The organism is Bisgaardia hudsonensis (assembly GCF_004345785.1).
GTDB classification, from domain to species: domain Bacteria; phylum Pseudomonadota; class Gammaproteobacteria; order Enterobacterales; family Pasteurellaceae; genus Bisgaardia; species Bisgaardia hudsonensis.
Map to the genome: position 1 here is coordinate 242,497 of NZ_SLXI01000002.1, position 18,189 is coordinate 260,685.

Genomic DNA, 18,189 nt, shown 5'->3' on the forward strand with positions numbered 1-18,189 from the left:
ATTGAATTGATCATTTTATGAGAAAATCTGCACCTTAATGGCTTAACTATTTAAGTTTTAGGTGCGAATTATTTTCTGCTATTTTTAATTATTTATTTTTTTTACCGATTTTCTAATTACTAATTCAGGATGAATTTCAATAATTTTTCTTTTTTTCAGTTGCTGGCTGATTCGTTCAAAAAGAAGATTCATTGCTTGTGTTGCTAATCTTGATTTTGATTGATGAATCGTTGTCAGAGGGGGAGAATAAAATCGAGATGAATGAATATTATCATAACCAATAACAGATATATCATCCGGTACTGTTAATCCTTTTTCGCCAATGGCAGAGATCGCACCTAGTGCCATAATATCGTTACAGCAAAAAATTGCAGTAGGGTAGTGATCTAGACTAAGAATTTTATTCATACATTCGTAACCATCTTCAGGTTCAAAAAATCCTTCTAAAATCCAATCAGGGTTAATTGGTAGGTTTGCTTCATTCATTGCTTTTTTAAAGCCTTCAAAACGAGCAAATGCAATTGTTTTTGTTAGTTCGCCACAGATAATACCAATTTTAGTATGCCCATTATCAATGAGATATTTTGTTGCCATATAACCGCCTTCAAGGCTGTTATCTTGGATAATATCGGTTTTTTCGTTATTCGGTCCCCAATCCATTACTATCATCGGAATATGGGAAAAATCATTAACTAAATCAAGAGAGTCAGCTTGATATTCAGAACACATAATGACAATACCATCGACACGTTTTTTTACTAACATTTCTAAATGATTTCTAATTTTTTCTGGATGATTTTGGGTATTACATAAAAAAAGTGAATATCCTTGTCGATAACAATGTTCTTCTACTGAATGTATTACTTCTGCAAAATAAGGCGGTTCACTGCTAGTAACTATCATACCAATGGATTTGGTGGTATTGATCTTCAAGCTACGGGCTACCGCACTAGGTGAATAATTAAGATCTTTAATTGCTTGAATAACAAGTAATTCTGTTTCCTTAGCAACGAAACGAGTTTTATTGATTACGTGAGATACCGTTGTTGTTGATACACCTGCCATTTTTGCAACATCTTTTATTGTAGCCATAATTATTCTCCATTGTATTTATAACTATTATAAAGAGCAAAATGAGATAGGTTAAGCTATTAATAATAATTTTTCTTAAAATATTTATTTTGCTCATATAATGCTTTGTTTTACATCGTAGAAATATTGATATACAATCAGGCAATGTATTGGAAAGAGGAGAAAGTTATGGGAACTTGGGGATATTCACTATTAGTGGTGACATTAGCATTAACTGTCATTATTGTATTAGCCTCATCAATTTTTTAAAAAAATTAATTTAGTATATTTCATATTATAATTCTAAAAAATTTGGTATCTGTATTTTTATAATTATTTAAGGTATACTTAGTACTATGAGTTGGTCAGACAATCGCTGGTTTATTGAAGCCCTTAACCGTTTAAAATGAAAATGGAGAACGATCTAGTGGGACAAGTAAATGAGAGGAAAGTCCGGGCTACATAGGGCAGAGTGCCAGATAACGTCTGGGAAGCGTGAGCTTACGACAAGTGCAGCAGAGAGCAAACCGCCGATGGCTTGTAAAAAAGCACAGGTAAGGGTGAAAGGGTGTGGTAAGAGCACACCGCGTATATGGTAACATTTTACGGCAGGGTAAACTCCACTCGTAGCAAGACCAAATAGGAACTCAATGAGCGGCCCGTTCAGAGTTCGGGTAGGTTGCTTGAGCGTTTGTGCGAATAAACGCCTAGAGGAATGATTGTCCACGACAGAACCCGGCTTATCGACCAACTCTTTATTTCAATAACAATCCGCACGTAAAACGTGCGGTTTTTCAGCTACCCTATAAGGGCTTAGTACTTCACATGCCCCTCAAGGGGCATGTGAAAACTGACAACCGTACTATAACTCTATGGCTCACCCCTTAAAGGGGTCTATATATTCCTTCTTCGATAAATTATCCTGAAGCATGTCTTCCTTTTCTTGGTTCCTTATATATTCTTCTACTACCTTAGTATTTAAACCTACTGTACTTACGTAATAACCTTTAGACCAAAAATTCCTATTCCCATACTTATATTTTAAGTTCGCATGCCTTTCAAAAATCATTAACGAAGATTTCCCTTTTAAATATCCCATAAAACTTGAGACGGCTATCTTAGGCAGAATTTTTAATAACATATGAATATGATCTTTCATTGCATGTGCTTCGATTATTTCTACATTTTTGTAATTACATAACTGCCTTAATATACTCCCTATATCCATACGCAATTTTCCATAAATTGCCTTTCGTCTGAATTTCGGAATAAAGACTATATGATACTTACAGTTCCATCTTGTGTGTGATAGACTTGAATCGTCATTGGATTTATTTGCCATTGGCACATCCTCCTATATTTTGAATTTGGTTGTCAGCCTTCTTCATTATATCGGAGGATTTTTTCATCGCTAAAGCTCTTTTATACCATACGCATAGCGTATGGTTTTTATAGATAGACACCGTCTATCTATAATAAAAAACTCGCTTACTAAAAATAAGCGAGTTTTTTGATATAGAATTTATGATAAGTAAATCAAATAATTAAGCCGCACCGATTAGTTTAGCGATTTCTTCATCAACAAAGTATAAAGATTTACCATCTTCACCAATTAATTTAAATTTATCTAGAATACCACTAAATAACTTTTCTTCTTCATGTTGTTCAGCAACATACCATTGTAGGAAATTAAATGCTGAATAATCTTTTTCTTCAAAAGTTGTACCAACAAGTTCGTTAATTTTACTTGTTATCAATTTTTCATGTTCATAAGTGAGTTCAATAACTTGTTTTAATGAAGTATATTCATGCGGTGGTGCATCAATAGCTTCTATAATGGCTTGTGATCCTGTTTCATTTAAATAAGTAAATAATTTACGCATGTGTTGCATTTCTTCACTAGCATGGATTGATAAGAATTTTGCTGTTCCTTCATAACCATTTTGTTCACACCATGCACTCATTTGTAGATATAAGTTAGAAGAATAGAACTCAAGGTTCATTTGATCATTGAGTAGTTTAACTACTTTTTTAGCTAACATTTTTATTACCTCTTTATTTTATAAACTTAATAAATCACGATCGATAAGATACAGTGCGTGACCGTTTTCACCTACTAAGTTAAATTTATCAATAATACTATTGAATAATTTTTCTTCTTCATGTTGTTCAGCAACATACCATTGTAAAAAATTAAATGTTGCATAATCTTTGGTTTCAAAAGTAACTTCAACAAGCGCATTAATTTTTGATGTAACTAATTTTTCATGCTCTAATGTAATTTCAAATACTTCTTTTAATGATTTGTAATCACTCTTAGGTGCATCAATTTTTCCCAATAATGGCATACCTGCTGTTTCATTGACATAAGTAAATAGTTTTTGCATATGCTCCATTTCTTCATCTGCGTGGCGTAATAAAAATGCAGCTGCACCTTCATAACCATGTTGTGAACACCAAGCACTCATTTGTAAATATACATTTGATGAATAAAATTCTAGATTAATTTGATCATTTAATTTATCAATAATTTTTTTATTTAGCATATAAAATTCTCCTTTTTGCCATAAATAACGATTAATTATTATTCTATACCTTTTAAAATAAAAAGCAATGAGAATTCCCATAACTTATTAATTTTAAATGAGTTTTTAATGATAATTATTGTTATTTAACAATTCTATATACGAATAGTTCACAATTAGATACATTAATTTAATTTAACGATAATACGCCCTGTTATATTACCTTTTATTAAATTATTTGCTTTAATAATCACATCATTTAGTGATATTTCTTCAATCATTGGCGCTAATTCATTTTCTTTGATTAATTGGCTTAGCTTATTCCAAGCTTCAATCCTAAATGCATGAGATGCCATTACGCTATCAATACCTTTTAAGGTGATTCCTCGTAAAATAAATGGGGCAACAGTGGCTGGAAAGTCCATTGCTTGAGCTAGACCGCAAGCAATGACCATACCTCCATAGCTTGTACTTGCACAGACATTTGCAAGCGTTGAGCCTCCCAATGAATCTATTGCAGCTACCCAGCGCTCTTTCATTAATGGTTTTCCTTTTTCTGATAATGTATTGCGATCAATAATTTCATTAGCTCCAAGTGCGGTTAAATAATTACTGTTTTCTAAACGTCCCGTTGATGCAATAACATCATAGCCAAGTTTTGATAAGATATTAATAGCAAAGCTACCGACTCCGCCAGATGCCCCAGTAACTAAAATTTTTCCAGAATCTGGGATAATGTTTTCTTTTTGTAAGGCGAGTACTGCAAGCATTGCGGTGTAGCCAGCAGTACCAATAGACATAGCTTGTTTGAATGTCATATTTTGGGGTAGTGGTATTAACCAATCGCTTTTTACTCTTGCTTTTTCTGCTAATCCGCCCCAGTGTTTTTCTCCAACTCCCCAACCATTGAGAATAACTTTATCGCCAATATTAAAATTTTTATTATTCGTTTCAAGAACAGAACCCGCAAAATCAATTCCAGGTATCATAGGAAATTTTCTAACAATCGGTGCTTTCCCCGTAATAGCTAAAGCATCTTTATAGTTAATTGTAGAGTAGTAAACTTTTACAAGTACATCACCTTCAGGTAAATCTTTTTCATTAATATTTTCTAGTTTTGTTTCATAATCATTATCTAGATTATTGATTATTATCCCTTTAAACATTATATACTCCATTTAATTGATAAAATAAAACCGATGCTAATTGGTATGAACCCCAAAATTTCATCGGTTTTATCATATTTAATGCAATAAACTTAAAAATTTAACCGCACTTTAATCACAGAATTTATGCTTTACTAATAATTTGAGATTTAGGTAATCTTGATTTTGGTAATGTTGCATTGAAATCATTTTCATCTCGATAACCCAAGGTAATCACAGTATGAGCAGTATAGCCTTTTTCTATTAGATTAAATTCTTCATTTAAAATATTAATATCAACACCTTCGATTGGAGTCGCATCAATACCAAGCATTGCTGCACCTAATAGTACTTCACCAAAAGCGATATAAGATTGTTTACTGTGCCAAACGGCCTCATCTTTTAATATTGAACGATGAATGTTTAAATAGGCACGGCGAGCATTATCCATAATTTCTTTGGTTAGTTCAGGTCTGACAAAACGCCCATCTTTATCTTCTTGTGCAATGACATCATTAAGATGTTTGTCATCAATTTCTGTTTTACTACAAAATACAATAACGTGAGAGGCATTTAAAATTTTATTTTTATTTGCGGAAAAAGGTTGTTCAGATGCTGCTTTGGCAATACGATTTTTTCCTGCTTCATCATCTGCAATAATAAAATGTAAAGGTTGAAGGTTAGTGCTTGTTGGGCTTAAAAGTAAAATATTTTCAATGTGAGAAAAATCTTCTTTTGAAATTTTTTTACTTGGATTAAATCGTTTTGTAGAATACCGCCAATTTACTGCTTCTGTAATATTCTTCATTATAAACTCCTTATATGTTTAATATTAAATAAGTGTATTAATCTTTAATTTTTGTCCTATTTTTGCACTTTCAAATGCTTTTTCGATAAGCGTAAGTACATAATATGCTTGTTCTGGCTTGATTGCTAAAGGAATATTTTTTGTGAGAGCAAAATAAAGATTATCATAGAACGCATTATAACTTGTCTTTACGTTAGGATAAAATTGACGAATAACTTGCCTATTCATTTCAGTATGTAATATACCTAAATTATTAGGGGGTTCAGCATTCCAATCATTAATAGGTTTAATGCCTTTTTTCAGTAAATTTTCTTGATTATCAATAGCTTTTTTTATATAGCTACCTTTTGTTCCTTGCAAAATAAAATGAGGTGCGGGTTCTCTTGCATATTTAGAGGCATTTAGCGTTACTTTTAATCCAGTATGATAATAAAGATGAATAGTAAAATTATCATCAACCAGAGTATCTTTATGTTGATAGCGAATATCAGCAAAGAGTTCATCAGGTTGACCAAATAAATAAACACTTTGATCGAGTAAATGCACACCAAGATCATAAACTAGACCAGTTCCAAGATCGCCTGTTTCTTTCCAAACTTTAGGATTTTTTTCTTCGGTATAACGGTCCATACGGATTTCACAATCAACAGGTGTGCCTATTAAGTTTTTGTATAAAATATCTTTTGCGGTAGCAATAGGAGAGTCCCAGCGACGATTTTGATAAACGGTTAAAATAACTTTATGTTGATTAGCTAATTGAATAAGTTCTTGAGCTTGTTTTGAGGTAGTGACTAAGGGTTTTTCTACTAAAACATTTTTGCCCGCAGAAATGGCTTGTTTCGCCATTTCATAATGTATTTGATTTGGTGTTGTGATAATAACAAGATCAATTTCTTGAGTAAGTAATTCTTGAAAATTTCTTACTATTTGTACATATGGCAGAAATTTAAGGGACTTACTTGTTGTTCGTTCATAGATTTTTTTGATGATAAATTGAGAATGATTTAGTAAAAAAGGAAGATGAAATACTTGTGATGAATAACCAAAACCAGCGATCGCAACATTAATTTTTTTCATAATAAATTATATTTTATAAAATAAGTGCGGTAATAAAAAGATGACTTTATCACATCATCTTTTTAACTATTTGTTTAAATTAATCTTTATTACAAAAAGCATTTAAAATATTATCTAATTGTTGATTATTCTTATTAAATGCTCTACAACGTGAACACATCATTAAGTGTAATTTTATTTGTAACTTCTGTGATAAAACTAAAGGTTTCTCTTTCTCTAAAGAGACTAATTGTGCAACCTGTTTGCATTTTAACATTTAACCACCAAACCATTTTTGAGATAAACATACTTGAAGTTGTAATCTAGCTCTATATAAATTAGTATATAAATTCGTAGTGGATATGTCGCATTCTCTACAAATATGCTCTGTATCAAGTTCTAAATAGCTTCTCATCATAAATACTCTTGCTTGCAAAGGAGGTAAATTATTTAAACAGAAATCAAAAATTCTCCAAAATTCTTCACTATAAGCAGTATTTTCTGTTGATTGCCATTCACTTGGAGAAAACATACTCTGATCCCATTCTCCTCGTTGATCAAAAACCTTTTCTGTTAAATCTTGATCATCATCTTGCTCTAATTCAGAAAGAGCAACGGTTTTTTTATTACTTCTTAGGAAATCAACAATTTTATTTTTTAAAATGGCAAACATCCAAGTTTTAAGAGATGATTCACCACGAAAAGATTGAGTATATTTACAAGCATTTACGAAAGCATCCTGTACAAGATCCTCAGCAATATGAGGATCTCGTATTTGTAATATAGTAAAATGCAACATTTGTTTACGAATTATTTCTATCGTATCAAAAGAAATACAATTTAAAGTTTCTTGTTTCATACTTCATGGTTTGTAATGGACTATTGCGGTATTATGACACCATTATTTATCCATTTAAACCAATTTTTTTCTAACAATAGAAAATATTGTTGATCATTTGAAGTTATGACTTCTTCAAGTGATTTTAAAATCATATTCAAAGAGCTAGGTTGTTCTTGTATATAAGAAAGTAACCAATAATCTAATTCATCAATTTTTTGATAATATACATCAAAGCGGCTGTCCCGCCATATAATGACTTGTTGCTGCTTATTAATAAATTCAGCGAAATCACTTGAAATAAAATCAACAGGGTAGTCTTTTAAATAAGTGGTTCCTGATAATTGCATTATCGTATCATTATTTGAATCAAATTCTTCTGGTACTTTTTCTTCTGATACTTCTGAGAGTAATTGTGTACATTCAAAATCCATCAAATGTAAAATATTTTCGTTAAGTGATTGATGTTTTTTACAAAAATCAAGAAATTCACCAGCAATATCTTGGAAATAAGGCGAATGTGCTTTTCCTTCCCTCACAAAAAATTCTTTTACATCATCCCATTCTTCTTTTGTACAATGCTTTTGAGCTTCTGTAAAACAGCGATCAATAAAACCAAAAGCATTATTTCTTACTAAGCGAACATAAACAGATAAACGATCAGCCTTATCTTTATAATTATCTGATACTGTTTTTGTACGAACAGCATCAACTAAGCTTTTTTGTGTTTCTGCTAATGTTGGTTTTTTTATTACTTTAAGCGACATGAGCTAGACTTCCTTGAGTTTTCGCATGTTTTTTCTGTAAATTAGCAATATGTTCCACCTCTGCATATAGTTCAGCAAAAGGAGGGAAATTAAAATCACGCTCTAATAATGTTGGTGGAATAGAAGGTAAACGTTCATAAGTATATTCAAGTAAATCCCACACATTACCTTTTACTTTTTCACCATGTGTATCAATTAATAATTGTGGTAAATGGCGAAATTCACCTTTTACTTTATTAAATGAATCACCAGACTCATCAACTTGTACTGTTGCAGCAGGATGTTCTTCATCATGACCCGCAATATGAATATAATTCACTCGTTTTACATCTACATTATCAATAAAGACATAAGGATCAAGCAATCCATGATTAACACCATTAACATAAATATTATTCACATCTAAATGAATTCCACAGTCAGCTTCTGCAGCAATAGCATTCAAAAACTCAACTTCATTCATTGTACTTGTTGGTGAATGTAAATAATAAGAGGTATTTTCAAGTGATATTCTCACACCAAGAAAATCTTGTACTTCTTTTATTCGGTTTGCTGTATGTTTTACTGCTTCTTCAGTAAATGGCATTGGTAATAAATCATATAAGTGGCCTTCACATTCACAATAACTCAAATGTTCAGAGAAAAAATCTGATCCATATTGCTTCATCATTTGTTTAATACCAGATAACAATTCTCTATCCAAAGGAGCTTGTCCACCTAAAGAAAGCGATAAGCCATGTACTGCAAGAGGAATACGCTCTGCGGCTTTATCAAATTGGTAACGAGCTAATCCACCCATCTTTAACCAATTCTCTGGCGCCACTTCAATAAATTGAATAGCACTATTTTCTGGTAAATCTAAAAAGCCTTCAGCAATATCTCTACGATAACCTAAACCTGCACCTATTAACATAACGACTCCTTTTTATTGTTATTATAGTCGGTAGGATTTGTAAAATAAATTACGCCTCCTACCATTTTATTTTAATTAATGGCTACCACATTTACCTTCGCCACATTTGCCTTCTTTAGCTTTCACCGGTGCTTTTTTTGCATCTGCACCGCATTTACCTTCGCCACATTTACCTTCAGCTGCTTTCATAGGTGCTTTTTTCATATCTGCACCACATTTACCTTCGCCACATTTACCTTCAGCAGCTTTCATTTCTTTTACTGCGTGAGCACCACATTTACCTTCGCCACATTTACCTTCCATGCCTTTGTGAGACGTGCATTTTTCAGCATTTTTGTCTTTACAATCCATGTTTTTATCGTGTTTATGTTCATCAGCCATTGTTTGAACTGAAGTTGCCATAGTTAATGCACCTGCTAACGCTAATAGTGATTTTTTCATTGAGATTTCTCCTAAATTTTTAAGTTAAAGTTAAAGATATTTTAACCAAGTTCTTTTGGCTAAAAAGTTTTTCTGTAAAAAATAATCTACAGATAAACGACCAGCACCTTGCGCAATAATTGGTAGCAAGATAACTAGATAGATAAGTGCCATTTTGTAACCGTTATCACAAACATTATAGCCATTACCTTGGTGTACAGAGACCCAAGCAACTACAGTTAGGATAGCGAGTGAAATAGCACTAAATCGAGTGAATAAACCTAACACAAGCAATACTGGGAGTAATAATTCAGCTCCCATTGCTAAGTTCCAATTTAATTCAGCTGGAATTAGGTTGAAGGGAAAAGGAAACGCATCTTGTATTTGCGTGAACCAATTTTCACCATTAAATTTTTGTAACCCTGCTTCAAAAAATTCATAAGCAAGTAGTAGGCGTAATGCAAGTAATCCAATACCCGCAATGACTCCTGTTGATGCCGCATTTTGTGCTGTTACATAATTTTTTTGCATAATTTAAACTCCTATTAAAATGTTTTATACTACCTTAGACGATTGAGACTGGAATTTCTTACAAAAAATTTAATCTTTTTTGTAAAAATATTTTGAATGGCTGGATATAAATAGAGAAATTTATTATTTAAATAATAAAAACCCTTATTTATCAAATAGATAATCTTTTTAATAAAAATATTAAATAATCTATATTTTTTTATTTTATTTAAGCAGATAATTTTATTTCCGTTATTTTCATATTTAGTCCATCTATCATTAATAAACGACCACATAAATTCTCACCAATTTTTAACCGCACTTTTATTGCTTCTAAAGCTTGTAATGAACCTATTACACCAACTATTGGTGCAAGTACGCCAGCTTCAACACAACTCAATGTATTTTCACCGAATAATTGACTGATAGAATGGTAGGTTGGCGTATTAGGCTCATAAGTAAACAAAGTAATAAAACCTTCCATACGAATTGCTGCCCCAGAAACTAAAGGTGTTTTGAATTTTTGACAACATAAATCAAGTTGATTTCTTGTTTGTACATTGTCAGTACAATCAAGAACAATATCCACATCTTGAATGAGTTTGGATAATTCATCATTATTTAATAGCTGATTTATTGTTGTGATTTCAATATGTGGATTCAGCTTTTGTAAAGTTAATTTAGCTGATTCAACTTTCGGCATATCCAAACGATCATCATTGTGTAAAACTTGACGTTGTAAATTAGAAAGAGAAACCGTATCAAAATCTAAGAGAATTAAATGACCAATCCCAGCGGTCGCTAAATATTGACTGGCGGCACAACCTAGTCCACCTAATCCAACAATTAACATTTTACTCTCTTTTAATTTCTCTTGACCTTCAAAGTCTACTGATTTTAGGCTAATTTGACGGTGATAACGCATTTCTTCTGCAAAAGAAAGATTCATTATATTACCCCATAATAAAATTAAATGGTTCGATAAAAACGGTTTCACCAGCAAAAACATTCCCTCGTTCTGCTTCTAAAACGATAAAGCAATTACTTTCAACAAAAGAACTAAATATATGAGAGCCTTGAAAACCGATAGGCTTAACTTGTATTTCACCTTTTTCATTAATTTCATAATATCCACGTTGGAAATCTTGGCGACCAATCGCTTTTTTTAAATTAACTGTGGTAATTGCTGGGATTTTTTTAGGTAATTGCCATTGAGTATAGCCGCTTAACTTTGCAATAGCTGGTTGTACTAATTGATAAAATGTAACTAATGCTGATACAGGATTTCCAGGTAATCCACAGAACCACGCATTTTCTAGTTTGCCAAATGCGAAGGGTTTGCCTGGTTTCATAGCGATTTTCCAGAAATTAACTTGTCCTAATTTTTCTAACACTGTTTTTGTAAAATCAGCTTCACCAACTGATACGCCACCGCTCGTTATTACAAGATCAGCTTGCTGTTGTGCTTGAATAAATTTTTCTTCAAAGATTTTTTCATCATCAGGTAAAATACCAAAATCAATAATTTCACAGTTTAATTGTTCTAACAGTAACTTTATTGTAAAGCTGTTTGTATCATAAATCTGACCTTGTTGTAATGATTGACCAATAGCAACAAGTTCATCGCCAGTAGAAAGTATAGCGACTTTTAATCTTGGAAATACATTAATTTCTTCAATACCTAGAGAGGCTATTAAAGGAAGCGAAAGTGCGGTTAATTTTGAGCCAGTTTTTAATACAACCTCACCTTGTTTAATATCTTCACCTTGACGACGAATATTTTGCCCTAATTTAGGTATTTCAGAAAAAGTAACAGTTCCATCATTATTAACGATCACTTGTTCCTGCATCACTACCGCATCTGCTCCATCAGGCAGCATCGCACCTGTCATAATTCTGATTACTGATTTTTCTTGCCAATCATTAGTAAAAGGATTCCCTGCAAAAGATTTACCAGCAACGGGCAAAGTTAATGATTGTTGTAAATCAGACAAACGAACAGCATAACCATCCATTGCTGAATTATCAAAAGCGGGAACATTAATTGGTGAAATAATATCTTCTGCACAAATACGTTTAAATGCTGTATTAAGAAGTAATTTTTCTTTTTGAGAAGGGGAAGGAAGTTGTTCCAACATATTATTTACAGCTTGTTCTAAGGGTAACATATTCATTCCTTAATATTGTTTAATAAAGTAAGTTTCTTTATTCTACGTTAAATTTTATCGAATTGTTATACTTAGATAACTTATTTTATTACTTTTCTACTAGGATAAAATAGAGATTTTATTTATTCTCTGTTAGAATGCCAAATCTCAGTTTTTTAGGAGAATAATATATAAATGAGTAATCTTTTGCCTGAAGCAATAAAAGTTCGTAATGCATTAGTTGAAAAAGGAATTGAAACACCTATGCTTTCACTAATGGAAAATAAAGAACAACGAAAAATTAGCATTGAAAAACATATGCGTGAAGTGATGAAATTAATAGGTCTGGATTTAAAAGATGACAGTCTTGAAGAAACGCCATTTCGTTTAGCAAAAATGTTTATTGATGAAATTTTTAGTGGCTTAGATTATGCAAACTTTCCCAAAATCACGAATATCGAAAACCGAATGAAAGTCAGTGAAATGGTGCTTGTAAATGATATAACATTAACAAGTACTTGTGAGCATCATTTTGTTACTATTGATGGTATGGTTTCAGTGGCTTATTATCCTAAAAAATGGGTCATAGGCTTATCTAAAATTAATCGAGTGGTATCTTTTTTTGCACAACGTCCTCAAGTACAAGAACGTTTGACAGAGCAGATTTTATTGGCATTTCAAACAATTTTAGAAACAGAAGATGTAGCGGTTTATGTTAAAGCCACTCATTTTTGTGTTAAATGTCGTGGAATTAAAGACACAAATAGTTACACTGTCACATCTGCTTTTGGTGGAGTATTCCTTGATGATAGAGAAACAAGAAAAGAATTTTTATCATTAATCAATAAGTAAGAATATCGTTATTAATAATCTTGCTGACAATCAACTTTAATTTATAAAAAACAATTATGTTAAAAATATTATTTTTTGCACAAACAAGAGAAATTATCGGAATCGAAAAATTAGAACTTGAAGCTAAGTTTGATACCGCAGAACAACTTCGACAGCATTTAGCTACAAATGGTGATAAATGGGCTTTAGCTTTAGAAAAAGGAAAACTTTTAGTAGCTATTAATCAAACTTTAATGCCTTTAGAAAGCACGATAAAATCAGGCGATGAGATTGCCTTTTTCCCACCTGTTACAGGGGGATAGGATTTTATGAAAAATGTGAGTATTACTGTTCAAGAAAAGCCTTTTAATCAAAATGACATTTATCGTTGGTTATCTGAAGATCATTCTGTTGGGGCTACAGTTGTTTTTGTTGGAAAGGTAAGGGATTTAAATTTAGGTGATAAAGTATCTAGTTTATACCTTGAACATTATCCCGCAATGACAGAAAAAGCATTAATTGAGATCGTTGATGAAGCTAAATCTCGTTGGGATATCCAAAAAGTTTCTGTTATTCATCGTATCGGTTTATTGGAAACAGGTGATGAAATTGTGCTAGTTGGTGTCAGTTCGGCACATCGTAAAGACGCTTATGCGGCTAATGAATTTATTATGGACTATTTAAAAACAAAAGCACCTTTTTGGAAAAAAGAACAAACCAAAGCAGGAGAGCGTTGGATAGAAAGTAGAGATTGCGATCAGCAAGCTTTAGAGAAGTGGTAGAATATAAGTAAAGTCTTCTCGATCAAAAAATATAAGGGCTAAAGTATTAGTCCTTATATTTGTGTTTTAATTTAATCTATTGGACATAAAGCGATACACCTTGCAGGAAAACCAGGACCATCTTTATATTTAGGGAATCCACAAAAAATTAATGCTCCTTTAGGTGGGATTTGATCTAAATTTTTCATTAACTCAATTTGATAAATATCTTGTTCTAAAACATAATATTCCATAATTAATCCATTTTTAGCACCCTCAATAGCAGGATCGGTATCTGATGTTTCATGTCCAACAGCGGTTACATTTCTATCTTCAATTAAAATTTTTAATACATCCATAGACCATCCAGGATAGTGCTTATTTCCATTACTATCACGATTATCTAAATCTTTTTTGAGATACCAGTCTGTTCTTAATGCTACAAAGCTATTTTCAGGAATTTTTCCATATTTATTTTCCCAATCTTCAAGATCTTTTACTGTAATTGAATAATCTGAATTATTTTTTACTTTTTCTGAAATATCAAGAATACAAAGAGGAAGTATCATTTCTTTTGGTTCAATTTTATCTAAAAATCTTTTTCCTTCAACAAAATGTGCTGGAGCATCAATATGTGTTCCATATTGAGTTACAACTTTTACTTCATGAACATTAAAGCCATCATTATAGTTAAAAATATTTTTACTATCCATAGGCATAAAACCTGACCAATGAGGTGTTTCTGGTGAGAGTGTATGCGTTAAATCAACAAATTTACATTCTTGAGTCCATATTTTATATTCTTTCCATAAATTTAAATTCATTTTTATTATCTCCTAAAAAATCATATTTATATATTTAAAATACTATGTAATAAAAGTTAGTTTAAGCATACTATTAATATTGTATTCACACTCCTTAAATTAATTTATTATGATAACTAAATCAACTATTTTTTAACTGAATAATACCCACCCATTGCACTATAAACGGCAGTTTCACTTTGAATTAATTTATATTTTGCATCTAAAATAGCAAGTTGGGAGGTATTTTCCATATTTGCTGCATTCAGCCAATCTCTTAACTCCGCAATGCCTGCATCATAACGATTCTTATAATATTGTGTAATACGTTCGTTATAACGATGTGTTTCTTGTAAATTAGCTAAAGTTTGTTTTGCCTGTCCGTAGTTAAAATAATTGGTATCAATTTCATTTAAACTTTTGGTAATAGATTGCTCAAAGTTTAGTTTAGCGATTTCATAGGCTGATTCAGAAATTTTTACGTTCCATTTCACTGTATTCCAACTTAAAAATGGTAGGTTAATTGCCAATGTTCCTGTTGCAATAGGCGTATTTAAGGCATTATTTACTTTATTGCCAGAAGAAGATAAACCAGCACCTAATGTGATAGAAGGGAACCAGCTTTTTTGCATCGCTTTTGCATCTTTAAAGGCACTATTTAAACGATATTGACTACTTTTAATATCAGGGCGGTTAGCAATAGTTGAAAAAGGAACATTAAGATCTACGCCAATATTTTTTACTTTTAAAATATTTTGATAATGAATATTAATATTTTCATTTGGTTTGAGATTAAGTAAATTACGTAAGGCAGTTTCAACACCTTTCTTTTGTGTTTCATAAGCAATTAATTTACTTTTTGCTGCAAGAACTGCTTGTTTTGATTGATCGACTATTGAGCGATTCGCCACCCCTAATTTAAATTTATTATTCATAATATTGCTAATTTTAGAATAATAATTAATCATCTGATTAGTGACATTGATTGCATCATTTAAATAAGACAGCTGATAATAAGTAGCTACAACCGCATTGATTAAAGATAATTTAGCTGACTCTAAATCTTGTTGAGTTGCAGAGTGTTGCCATTCTGCTGCGGATTTAGCCTCTTTTAAACGGTTCCAAAGATCAATTGTATAACTTACATCAAATGTACCCGTGTGAGAAATAAGTGAGTTTTCCCCTTTATCAATATTTTTTGCCGCTTTAGAAATTGTAGAACTCCTAAAATTAGGGACTAGATTTGCACCTAATAAATTTGCTTTATAAAGGGCAATATTGACAGAGAGCGCCGCTTTAGCGAGGTCTTTGTTATTATTTAAAGCTTGGGTAACTAATTCATTTAATTGCTTATCGTTATATAATGTCCACCAATTTTCTTGAATATGATACTGATTGGTTAATTCTTGATATTGTTGAAAATCTTCTTGAACCGTTTTATATGAGTCATCAATATTGGCACAGCCTATTAACATGGTTGATAAAATTATGCTAAAGGTGAGTTTTGAAAGTTTAAACATTATTTTTTCCTTTCTTTCTATAATCCACCGCTTAAAGTGCGGCCTTTTTTTAGTTAATTTTTATCAGTGAATTGTAACAAAATTTTTATTTCCTAGCGAGAAGATAAAATTACGATAAAGTGGCAATTATTAAACTGCAAAGCGTTTTGTATTATTAGAGTAAACATTGTAGAATAGCTAAAATTTTTATGAAATGATTTTATGAGGTCAATAATGAGCGACGTTGAAGTAGTCGAAAATGTAGAAAATCGCCCAAGTAATTTTATTCGTCAAATTATTGATGAAGATCTTGCTTCAGGAAAGCACAATAATGTACAAACACGTTTCCCTCCAGAGCCAAATGGTTATTTACATATTGGACACGCTAAATCAATTTGCTTAAATTTTGGTTTGGCAAAAGATTATCAAGGATTGTGTAATTTACGTTTTGATGATACCAATCCGACAAAAGAAGATGTGGAATATGTAGATTCTATTAAACAAGATGTCGAATGGCTTGGCTTTAAATGGGCTGGTGAGCCTCGTTATGCCTCTGATTATTTTGATCAACTTTATGCTTATGCTTTAGAGCTTATCCATAAAGGATTAGCTTATGTCGATGAGTTATCGCCAGAAGAAATGCGTGAATATCGTGGCACGTTGACGGAGGCAGGTAAAAATAGCCCTTATCGTGATCGCCCAATTGAAGAAAACTTAGCCTTATTTGAAAAAATGAAAAATGGCGAAATTGAAGAAGGCAAAATGAGTTTACGAGCGAAAATTGATATGGCTTCACCATTTATGGTAATGCGTGATCCTGTTATTTATCGCATAAAATTTGCTACTCATCATCAAACAGGGGACAAGTGGTGCATTTATCCAATGTATGATTTTACCCATTGTATTTCTGATGCGATTGAGCGTATTACCCATTCATTATGTACCTTAGAATTCCAAGATAACCGCCGCCTATATGATTGGGTATTGGAAAATATTTCTATTGAGCGTCCATTACCGCATCAGTATGAATTTTCTCGTTTAAACTTAGAATATACCTTAACTTCTAAACGTAAACTATTAAAACTAGTAGAAGATAAAATCGTTGACGGTTGGAATGACCCGCGTATGCCTACAATTTCAGGTTTACGTCGTCGAGGTTATACGCCAGCTTCATTAAGAGAGTTTTGTCGTCGCATTGGCGTAACAAAACAAGATAACGTAGTTGAATTTAGTGCATTGGAAAGTTGTATTCGTGATGATCTAAACGTAAATGCCCCTCGAGCAATGGCAGTAATTAATCCTTTACGTGTGGTGATTGAAAATTTTGGGGAAGATGAAAAATTAATCGCACCAAATCATCCAAATCGTGAAGAATTAGGTTCGCGTCAAGTAACTTTTTCAAAAGAGATTTATATTGATCAAGAAGATTTCCGTGAAGAAGCTAATAAAAAATATAAACGTTTAGTATTAGGTAAAGAAGTGCGTTTACGTAATGCTTATGTAATTAAAGCGGAACGAGTAGAAAAAGATGAGAATGGTAATATCACCACCTTATATTGTACCTATGATCCAGAAACCTTAGGTAAAAATCCTGCGGATGGACGTAAAGTAAAAGGGGTAATCCATTGGGTATCCGCAACAGATAATGCTCCAGCAGAGTTTCGTATTTACGACAAATTATTTACAGTCGCTAATCCGGGAGCAGCAGAAGATATTAATGAAGTAATAAACCCAAATTCACTTGTTATAAAACACGGATTTGTCGAAACCAATCTTGTTTCAGCAAAACCAGAACAAGCATACCAATTTGAACGTGAAGGTTACTACTGTGCTGATAGCAAAGATAGCACACCTGAACATTTAGTATTCAATTTAACGGTGAGTTTAAAAGAAGGGTTTTAGTTAATACTTAAGTTACATAAAGTGCGGTTGAATTTTTTATTGAATTTAATCGCACTTTTTTGTAGATTTATCACGAATGATTAATTAATGTAAAGATATTTAAAAAATATTTTTATTTTTTTAGAAAATAAAAAAAAGTGAAATAAGTTATTGTTTTAGATATTAAGGAAAATATAATGCTGCCTACAAGCCT

21 protein-coding genes and 1 other RNA gene are annotated in these 18,189 nt (G+C 31.9%); 5 read left to right on the forward strand and 17 right to left on the reverse strand.

The genetic code is table 11. The features are described from left to right. Window positions 1-84: 84 nt before the first annotated feature. A complete protein-coding gene (gene purR / locus EV697_RS03755; protein ID WP_132022791.1) occupies window positions 85-1,092 on the reverse strand; it encodes an HTH-type transcriptional repressor PurR in 1,008 nt (335 codons plus the stop codon). 336 nt (window positions 1,093-1,428) lie between these two features. On the opposite strand from purR, the gene rnpB reads away from it, so the two are divergent. Further along, an RNA gene (gene rnpB / locus EV697_RS03760) (RNase P RNA component class A) lies at window positions 1,429-1,830 on the forward strand. A gap of 118 nt (window positions 1,831-1,948) precedes the next feature. On the opposite strand, the gene tnpA is transcribed toward rnpB, so the two are convergent. From tnpA to moeA, 14 genes are all read right to left on the reverse strand, one after another. Then, on the reverse strand, window positions 1,949-2,413 hold the full coding sequence (gene tnpA / locus EV697_RS03765) for an IS200/IS605 family transposase (protein ID WP_132022793.1): 465 nt from the start codon (window positions 2,411-2,413) through the stop codon (window positions 1,949-1,951). 202 nt (window positions 2,414-2,615) lie between these two features. Beyond that, entirely contained in the window at window positions 2,616-3,113 is a 498-nt protein-coding gene (gene ftnA, locus EV697_RS03770) for a non-heme ferritin (protein WP_132022795.1), read from the reverse strand. An 18-nt stretch (window positions 3,114-3,131) separates the two neighbouring features. Beyond that, entirely contained in the window at window positions 3,132-3,617 is a 486-nt protein-coding gene (gene ftnA / locus EV697_RS03775) for a non-heme ferritin (protein WP_132022797.1), read from the reverse strand. Between the two features lie 164 nt (window positions 3,618-3,781). Continuing rightward, window positions 3,782-4,762, reverse strand: coding sequence for an acrylyl-CoA reductase (NADPH) (gene acuI, locus EV697_RS03780; RefSeq protein WP_132022799.1), 981 nt, complete (start codon window positions 4,760-4,762; stop codon window positions 3,782-3,784). A 124-nt stretch (window positions 4,763-4,886) separates the two neighbouring features. Beyond that, on the reverse strand, window positions 4,887-5,549 hold the full coding sequence (gene nfsB, locus EV697_RS03785; RefSeq protein WP_132022801.1) for an oxygen-insensitive NAD(P)H nitroreductase: 663 nt from the start codon (window positions 5,547-5,549) through the stop codon (window positions 4,887-4,889). A gap of 24 nt (window positions 5,550-5,573) precedes the next feature. Next, window positions 5,574-6,626 (reverse strand): Gfo/Idh/MocA family oxidoreductase, encoded by a 1,053-nt coding sequence (locus tag EV697_RS03790; RefSeq protein ID WP_165906465.1) that lies wholly within the window; start codon window positions 6,624-6,626, stop codon window positions 5,574-5,576. Window positions 6,627-6,705: 79 nt separating this feature from the next. Then, the gene (locus tag EV697_RS03795) at window positions 6,706-6,882 is read right to left on the reverse strand and encodes a zf-HC2 domain-containing protein (protein WP_132022805.1); all 177 of its coding nucleotides are present in this window, start codon (window positions 6,880-6,882) and stop codon (window positions 6,706-6,708) included. Then, the gene (locus EV697_RS03800) at window positions 6,883-7,464 is read right to left on the reverse strand and encodes a sigma-70 family RNA polymerase sigma factor (protein ID WP_132022807.1); all 582 of its coding nucleotides are present in this window, start codon (window positions 7,462-7,464) and stop codon (window positions 6,883-6,885) included. 20 nt (window positions 7,465-7,484) lie between these two features. Further along, the gene (locus tag EV697_RS03805) at window positions 7,485-8,210 is read right to left on the reverse strand and encodes an HvfC family RiPP maturation protein (protein WP_132022809.1); all 726 of its coding nucleotides are present in this window, start codon (window positions 8,208-8,210) and stop codon (window positions 7,485-7,487) included. Then, complete coding sequence (locus EV697_RS03810; RefSeq protein WP_132022811.1) at window positions 8,200-9,123, reverse strand: HvfB family MNIO-type RiPP peptide maturase; 924 nt, start codon at window positions 9,121-9,123, stop codon at window positions 8,200-8,202. The genes EV697_RS03805 and EV697_RS03810 overlap by 11 nt, the downstream gene beginning before the upstream one ends. Before the next feature lie 75 nt (window positions 9,124-9,198). After that, entirely contained in the window at window positions 9,199-9,564 is a 366-nt protein-coding gene (locus tag EV697_RS03815; RefSeq protein WP_132022813.1) for an HvfA family oxazolone/thioamide-modified RiPP metallophore, read from the reverse strand. 30 nt (window positions 9,565-9,594) lie between these two features. Beyond that, a complete protein-coding gene (locus EV697_RS03820) occupies window positions 9,595-10,074 on the reverse strand; it encodes an HvfX family Cu-binding RiPP maturation protein (RefSeq protein WP_132022815.1) in 480 nt (159 codons plus the stop codon). Between the two features lie 208 nt (window positions 10,075-10,282). Further along, window positions 10,283-11,002: a molybdopterin-synthase adenylyltransferase MoeB gene (gene moeB, locus EV697_RS03825; protein ID WP_418883939.1), complete on the reverse strand. Its 720-nt coding sequence runs from the start codon at window positions 11,000-11,002 to the stop codon at window positions 10,283-10,285. A 4-nt stretch (window positions 11,003-11,006) separates the two neighbouring features. After that, window positions 11,007-12,221 carry a molybdopterin molybdotransferase MoeA gene (moeA, locus tag EV697_RS03830; RefSeq protein WP_132022817.1) on the reverse strand — a complete coding sequence of 405 codons (1,215 nt, stop codon included), beginning with the start codon at window positions 12,219-12,221 and terminating at the stop codon, window positions 11,007-11,009. A gap of 174 nt (window positions 12,222-12,395) precedes the next feature. On the opposite strand from moeA, the gene folE reads away from it, so the two are divergent. From folE to moaE, 3 genes are read left to right on the forward strand one after another with little or no spacing between them, the layout of a single operon-like run. Next, window positions 12,396-13,052 (forward strand): GTP cyclohydrolase I FolE, encoded by a 657-nt coding sequence (gene folE / locus EV697_RS03835; protein ID WP_132022819.1) that lies wholly within the window; start codon window positions 12,396-12,398, stop codon window positions 13,050-13,052. A gap of 56 nt (window positions 13,053-13,108) precedes the next feature. Then, window positions 13,109-13,354, forward strand: a complete 246-nt coding sequence (gene moaD / locus EV697_RS03840; RefSeq protein ID WP_132022831.1) for a molybdopterin synthase sulfur carrier subunit — start codon at window positions 13,109-13,111, stop codon at window positions 13,352-13,354. 6 nt (window positions 13,355-13,360) lie between these two features. Further along, window positions 13,361-13,813, forward strand: a complete 453-nt coding sequence (gene moaE / locus EV697_RS03845; protein WP_132022832.1) for a molybdopterin synthase catalytic subunit MoaE — start codon at window positions 13,361-13,363, stop codon at window positions 13,811-13,813. 71 nt (window positions 13,814-13,884) lie between these two features. Here moaE and EV697_RS03850 read toward each other — a convergent pair whose 3' ends face one another. Together EV697_RS03850 and tdeA are read right to left on the reverse strand one after the other, a co-directional pair. Continuing rightward, complete coding sequence (locus tag EV697_RS03850) at window positions 13,885-14,616, reverse strand: cyclase family protein (RefSeq protein ID WP_132022834.1); 732 nt, start codon at window positions 14,614-14,616, stop codon at window positions 13,885-13,887. A 125-nt stretch (window positions 14,617-14,741) separates the two neighbouring features. Then, a complete protein-coding gene (gene tdeA / locus EV697_RS03855) occupies window positions 14,742-16,115 on the reverse strand; it encodes a toxin/drug exporter TdeA (protein WP_132022836.1) in 1,374 nt (457 codons plus the stop codon). Between the two features lie 213 nt (window positions 16,116-16,328). On the opposite strand from tdeA, the gene glnS reads away from it, so the two are divergent. Continuing rightward, window positions 16,329-17,996, forward strand: a complete 1,668-nt coding sequence (gene glnS, locus EV697_RS03860) for a glutamine--tRNA ligase (protein ID WP_132022838.1) — start codon at window positions 16,329-16,331, stop codon at window positions 17,994-17,996. Window positions 17,997-18,189 lie beyond the last annotated feature (193 nt).

What these genes read in the sequence shown, in the direction of transcription:
- EV697_RS03820 (WP_132022815.1), bottom strand. Translation starts at nt 10,074, where the DNA reads ATGCAAAAAAATTATGTAACAGCACAAAATGCGGCATCAACAGGAGTC.
- ftnA (WP_132022797.1), bottom strand. Translation starts at nt 3,617, where the DNA reads ATGCTAAATAAAAAAATTATTGATAAATTAAATGATCAAATTAATCTA.
- moeA (WP_132022817.1), bottom strand. Translation starts at nt 12,221, where the DNA reads ATGTTACCCTTAGAACAAGCTGTAAATAATATGTTGGAACAACTTCCT.
- purR (WP_132022791.1), bottom strand. Translation starts at nt 1,092, where the DNA reads ATGGCTACAATAAAAGATGTTGCAAAAATGGCAGGTGTATCAACAACA.
- folE (WP_132022819.1), top strand. Translation starts at nt 12,396, where the DNA reads ATGAGTAATCTTTTGCCTGAAGCAATAAAAGTTCGTAATGCATTAGTT.
- EV697_RS03805 (WP_132022809.1), bottom strand. Translation starts at nt 8,210, where the DNA reads ATGTCGCTTAAAGTAATAAAAAAACCAACATTAGCAGAAACACAAAAA.
- tnpA (WP_132022793.1), bottom strand. Translation starts at nt 2,413, where the DNA reads ATGGCAAATAAATCCAATGACGATTCAAGTCTATCACACACAAGATGG.
- EV697_RS03810 (WP_132022811.1), bottom strand. Translation starts at nt 9,123, where the DNA reads ATGTTAATAGGTGCAGGTTTAGGTTATCGTAGAGATATTGCTGAAGGC.
- ftnA (WP_132022795.1), bottom strand. Translation starts at nt 3,113, where the DNA reads ATGTTAGCTAAAAAAGTAGTTAAACTACTCAATGATCAAATGAACCTT.
- nfsB (WP_132022801.1), bottom strand. Translation starts at nt 5,549, where the DNA reads ATGAAGAATATTACAGAAGCAGTAAATTGGCGGTATTCTACAAAACGA.
- acuI (WP_132022799.1), bottom strand. Translation starts at nt 4,762, where the DNA reads ATGTTTAAAGGGATAATAATCAATAATCTAGATAATGATTATGAAACA.
- moeB (WP_418883939.1), bottom strand. Translation starts at nt 11,002, where the DNA reads ATGAATCTTTCTTTTGCAGAAGAAATGCGTTATCACCGTCAAATTAGC.
- EV697_RS03800 (WP_132022807.1), bottom strand. Translation starts at nt 7,464, where the DNA reads ATGAAACAAGAAACTTTAAATTGTATTTCTTTTGATACGATAGAAATA.
- moaE (WP_132022832.1), top strand. Translation starts at nt 13,361, where the DNA reads ATGAAAAATGTGAGTATTACTGTTCAAGAAAAGCCTTTTAATCAAAAT.
- EV697_RS03795 (WP_132022805.1), bottom strand. Translation starts at nt 6,882, where the DNA reads ATGTTAAAATGCAAACAGGTTGCACAATTAGTCTCTTTAGAGAAAGAG.
- moaD (WP_132022831.1), top strand. Translation starts at nt 13,109, where the DNA reads ATGTTAAAAATATTATTTTTTGCACAAACAAGAGAAATTATCGGAATC.
- EV697_RS03790 (WP_165906465.1), bottom strand. Translation starts at nt 6,626, where the DNA reads ATGAAAAAAATTAATGTTGCGATCGCTGGTTTTGGTTATTCATCACAA.
- glnS (WP_132022838.1), top strand. Translation starts at nt 16,329, where the DNA reads ATGAGCGACGTTGAAGTAGTCGAAAATGTAGAAAATCGCCCAAGTAAT.
- EV697_RS03850 (WP_132022834.1), bottom strand. Translation starts at nt 14,616, where the DNA reads ATGAATTTAAATTTATGGAAAGAATATAAAATATGGACTCAAGAATGT.
- EV697_RS03815 (WP_132022813.1), bottom strand. Translation starts at nt 9,564, where the DNA reads ATGAAAAAATCACTATTAGCGTTAGCAGGTGCATTAACTATGGCAACT.
- tdeA (WP_132022836.1), bottom strand. Translation starts at nt 16,115, where the DNA reads ATGTTTAAACTTTCAAAACTCACCTTTAGCATAATTTTATCAACCATG.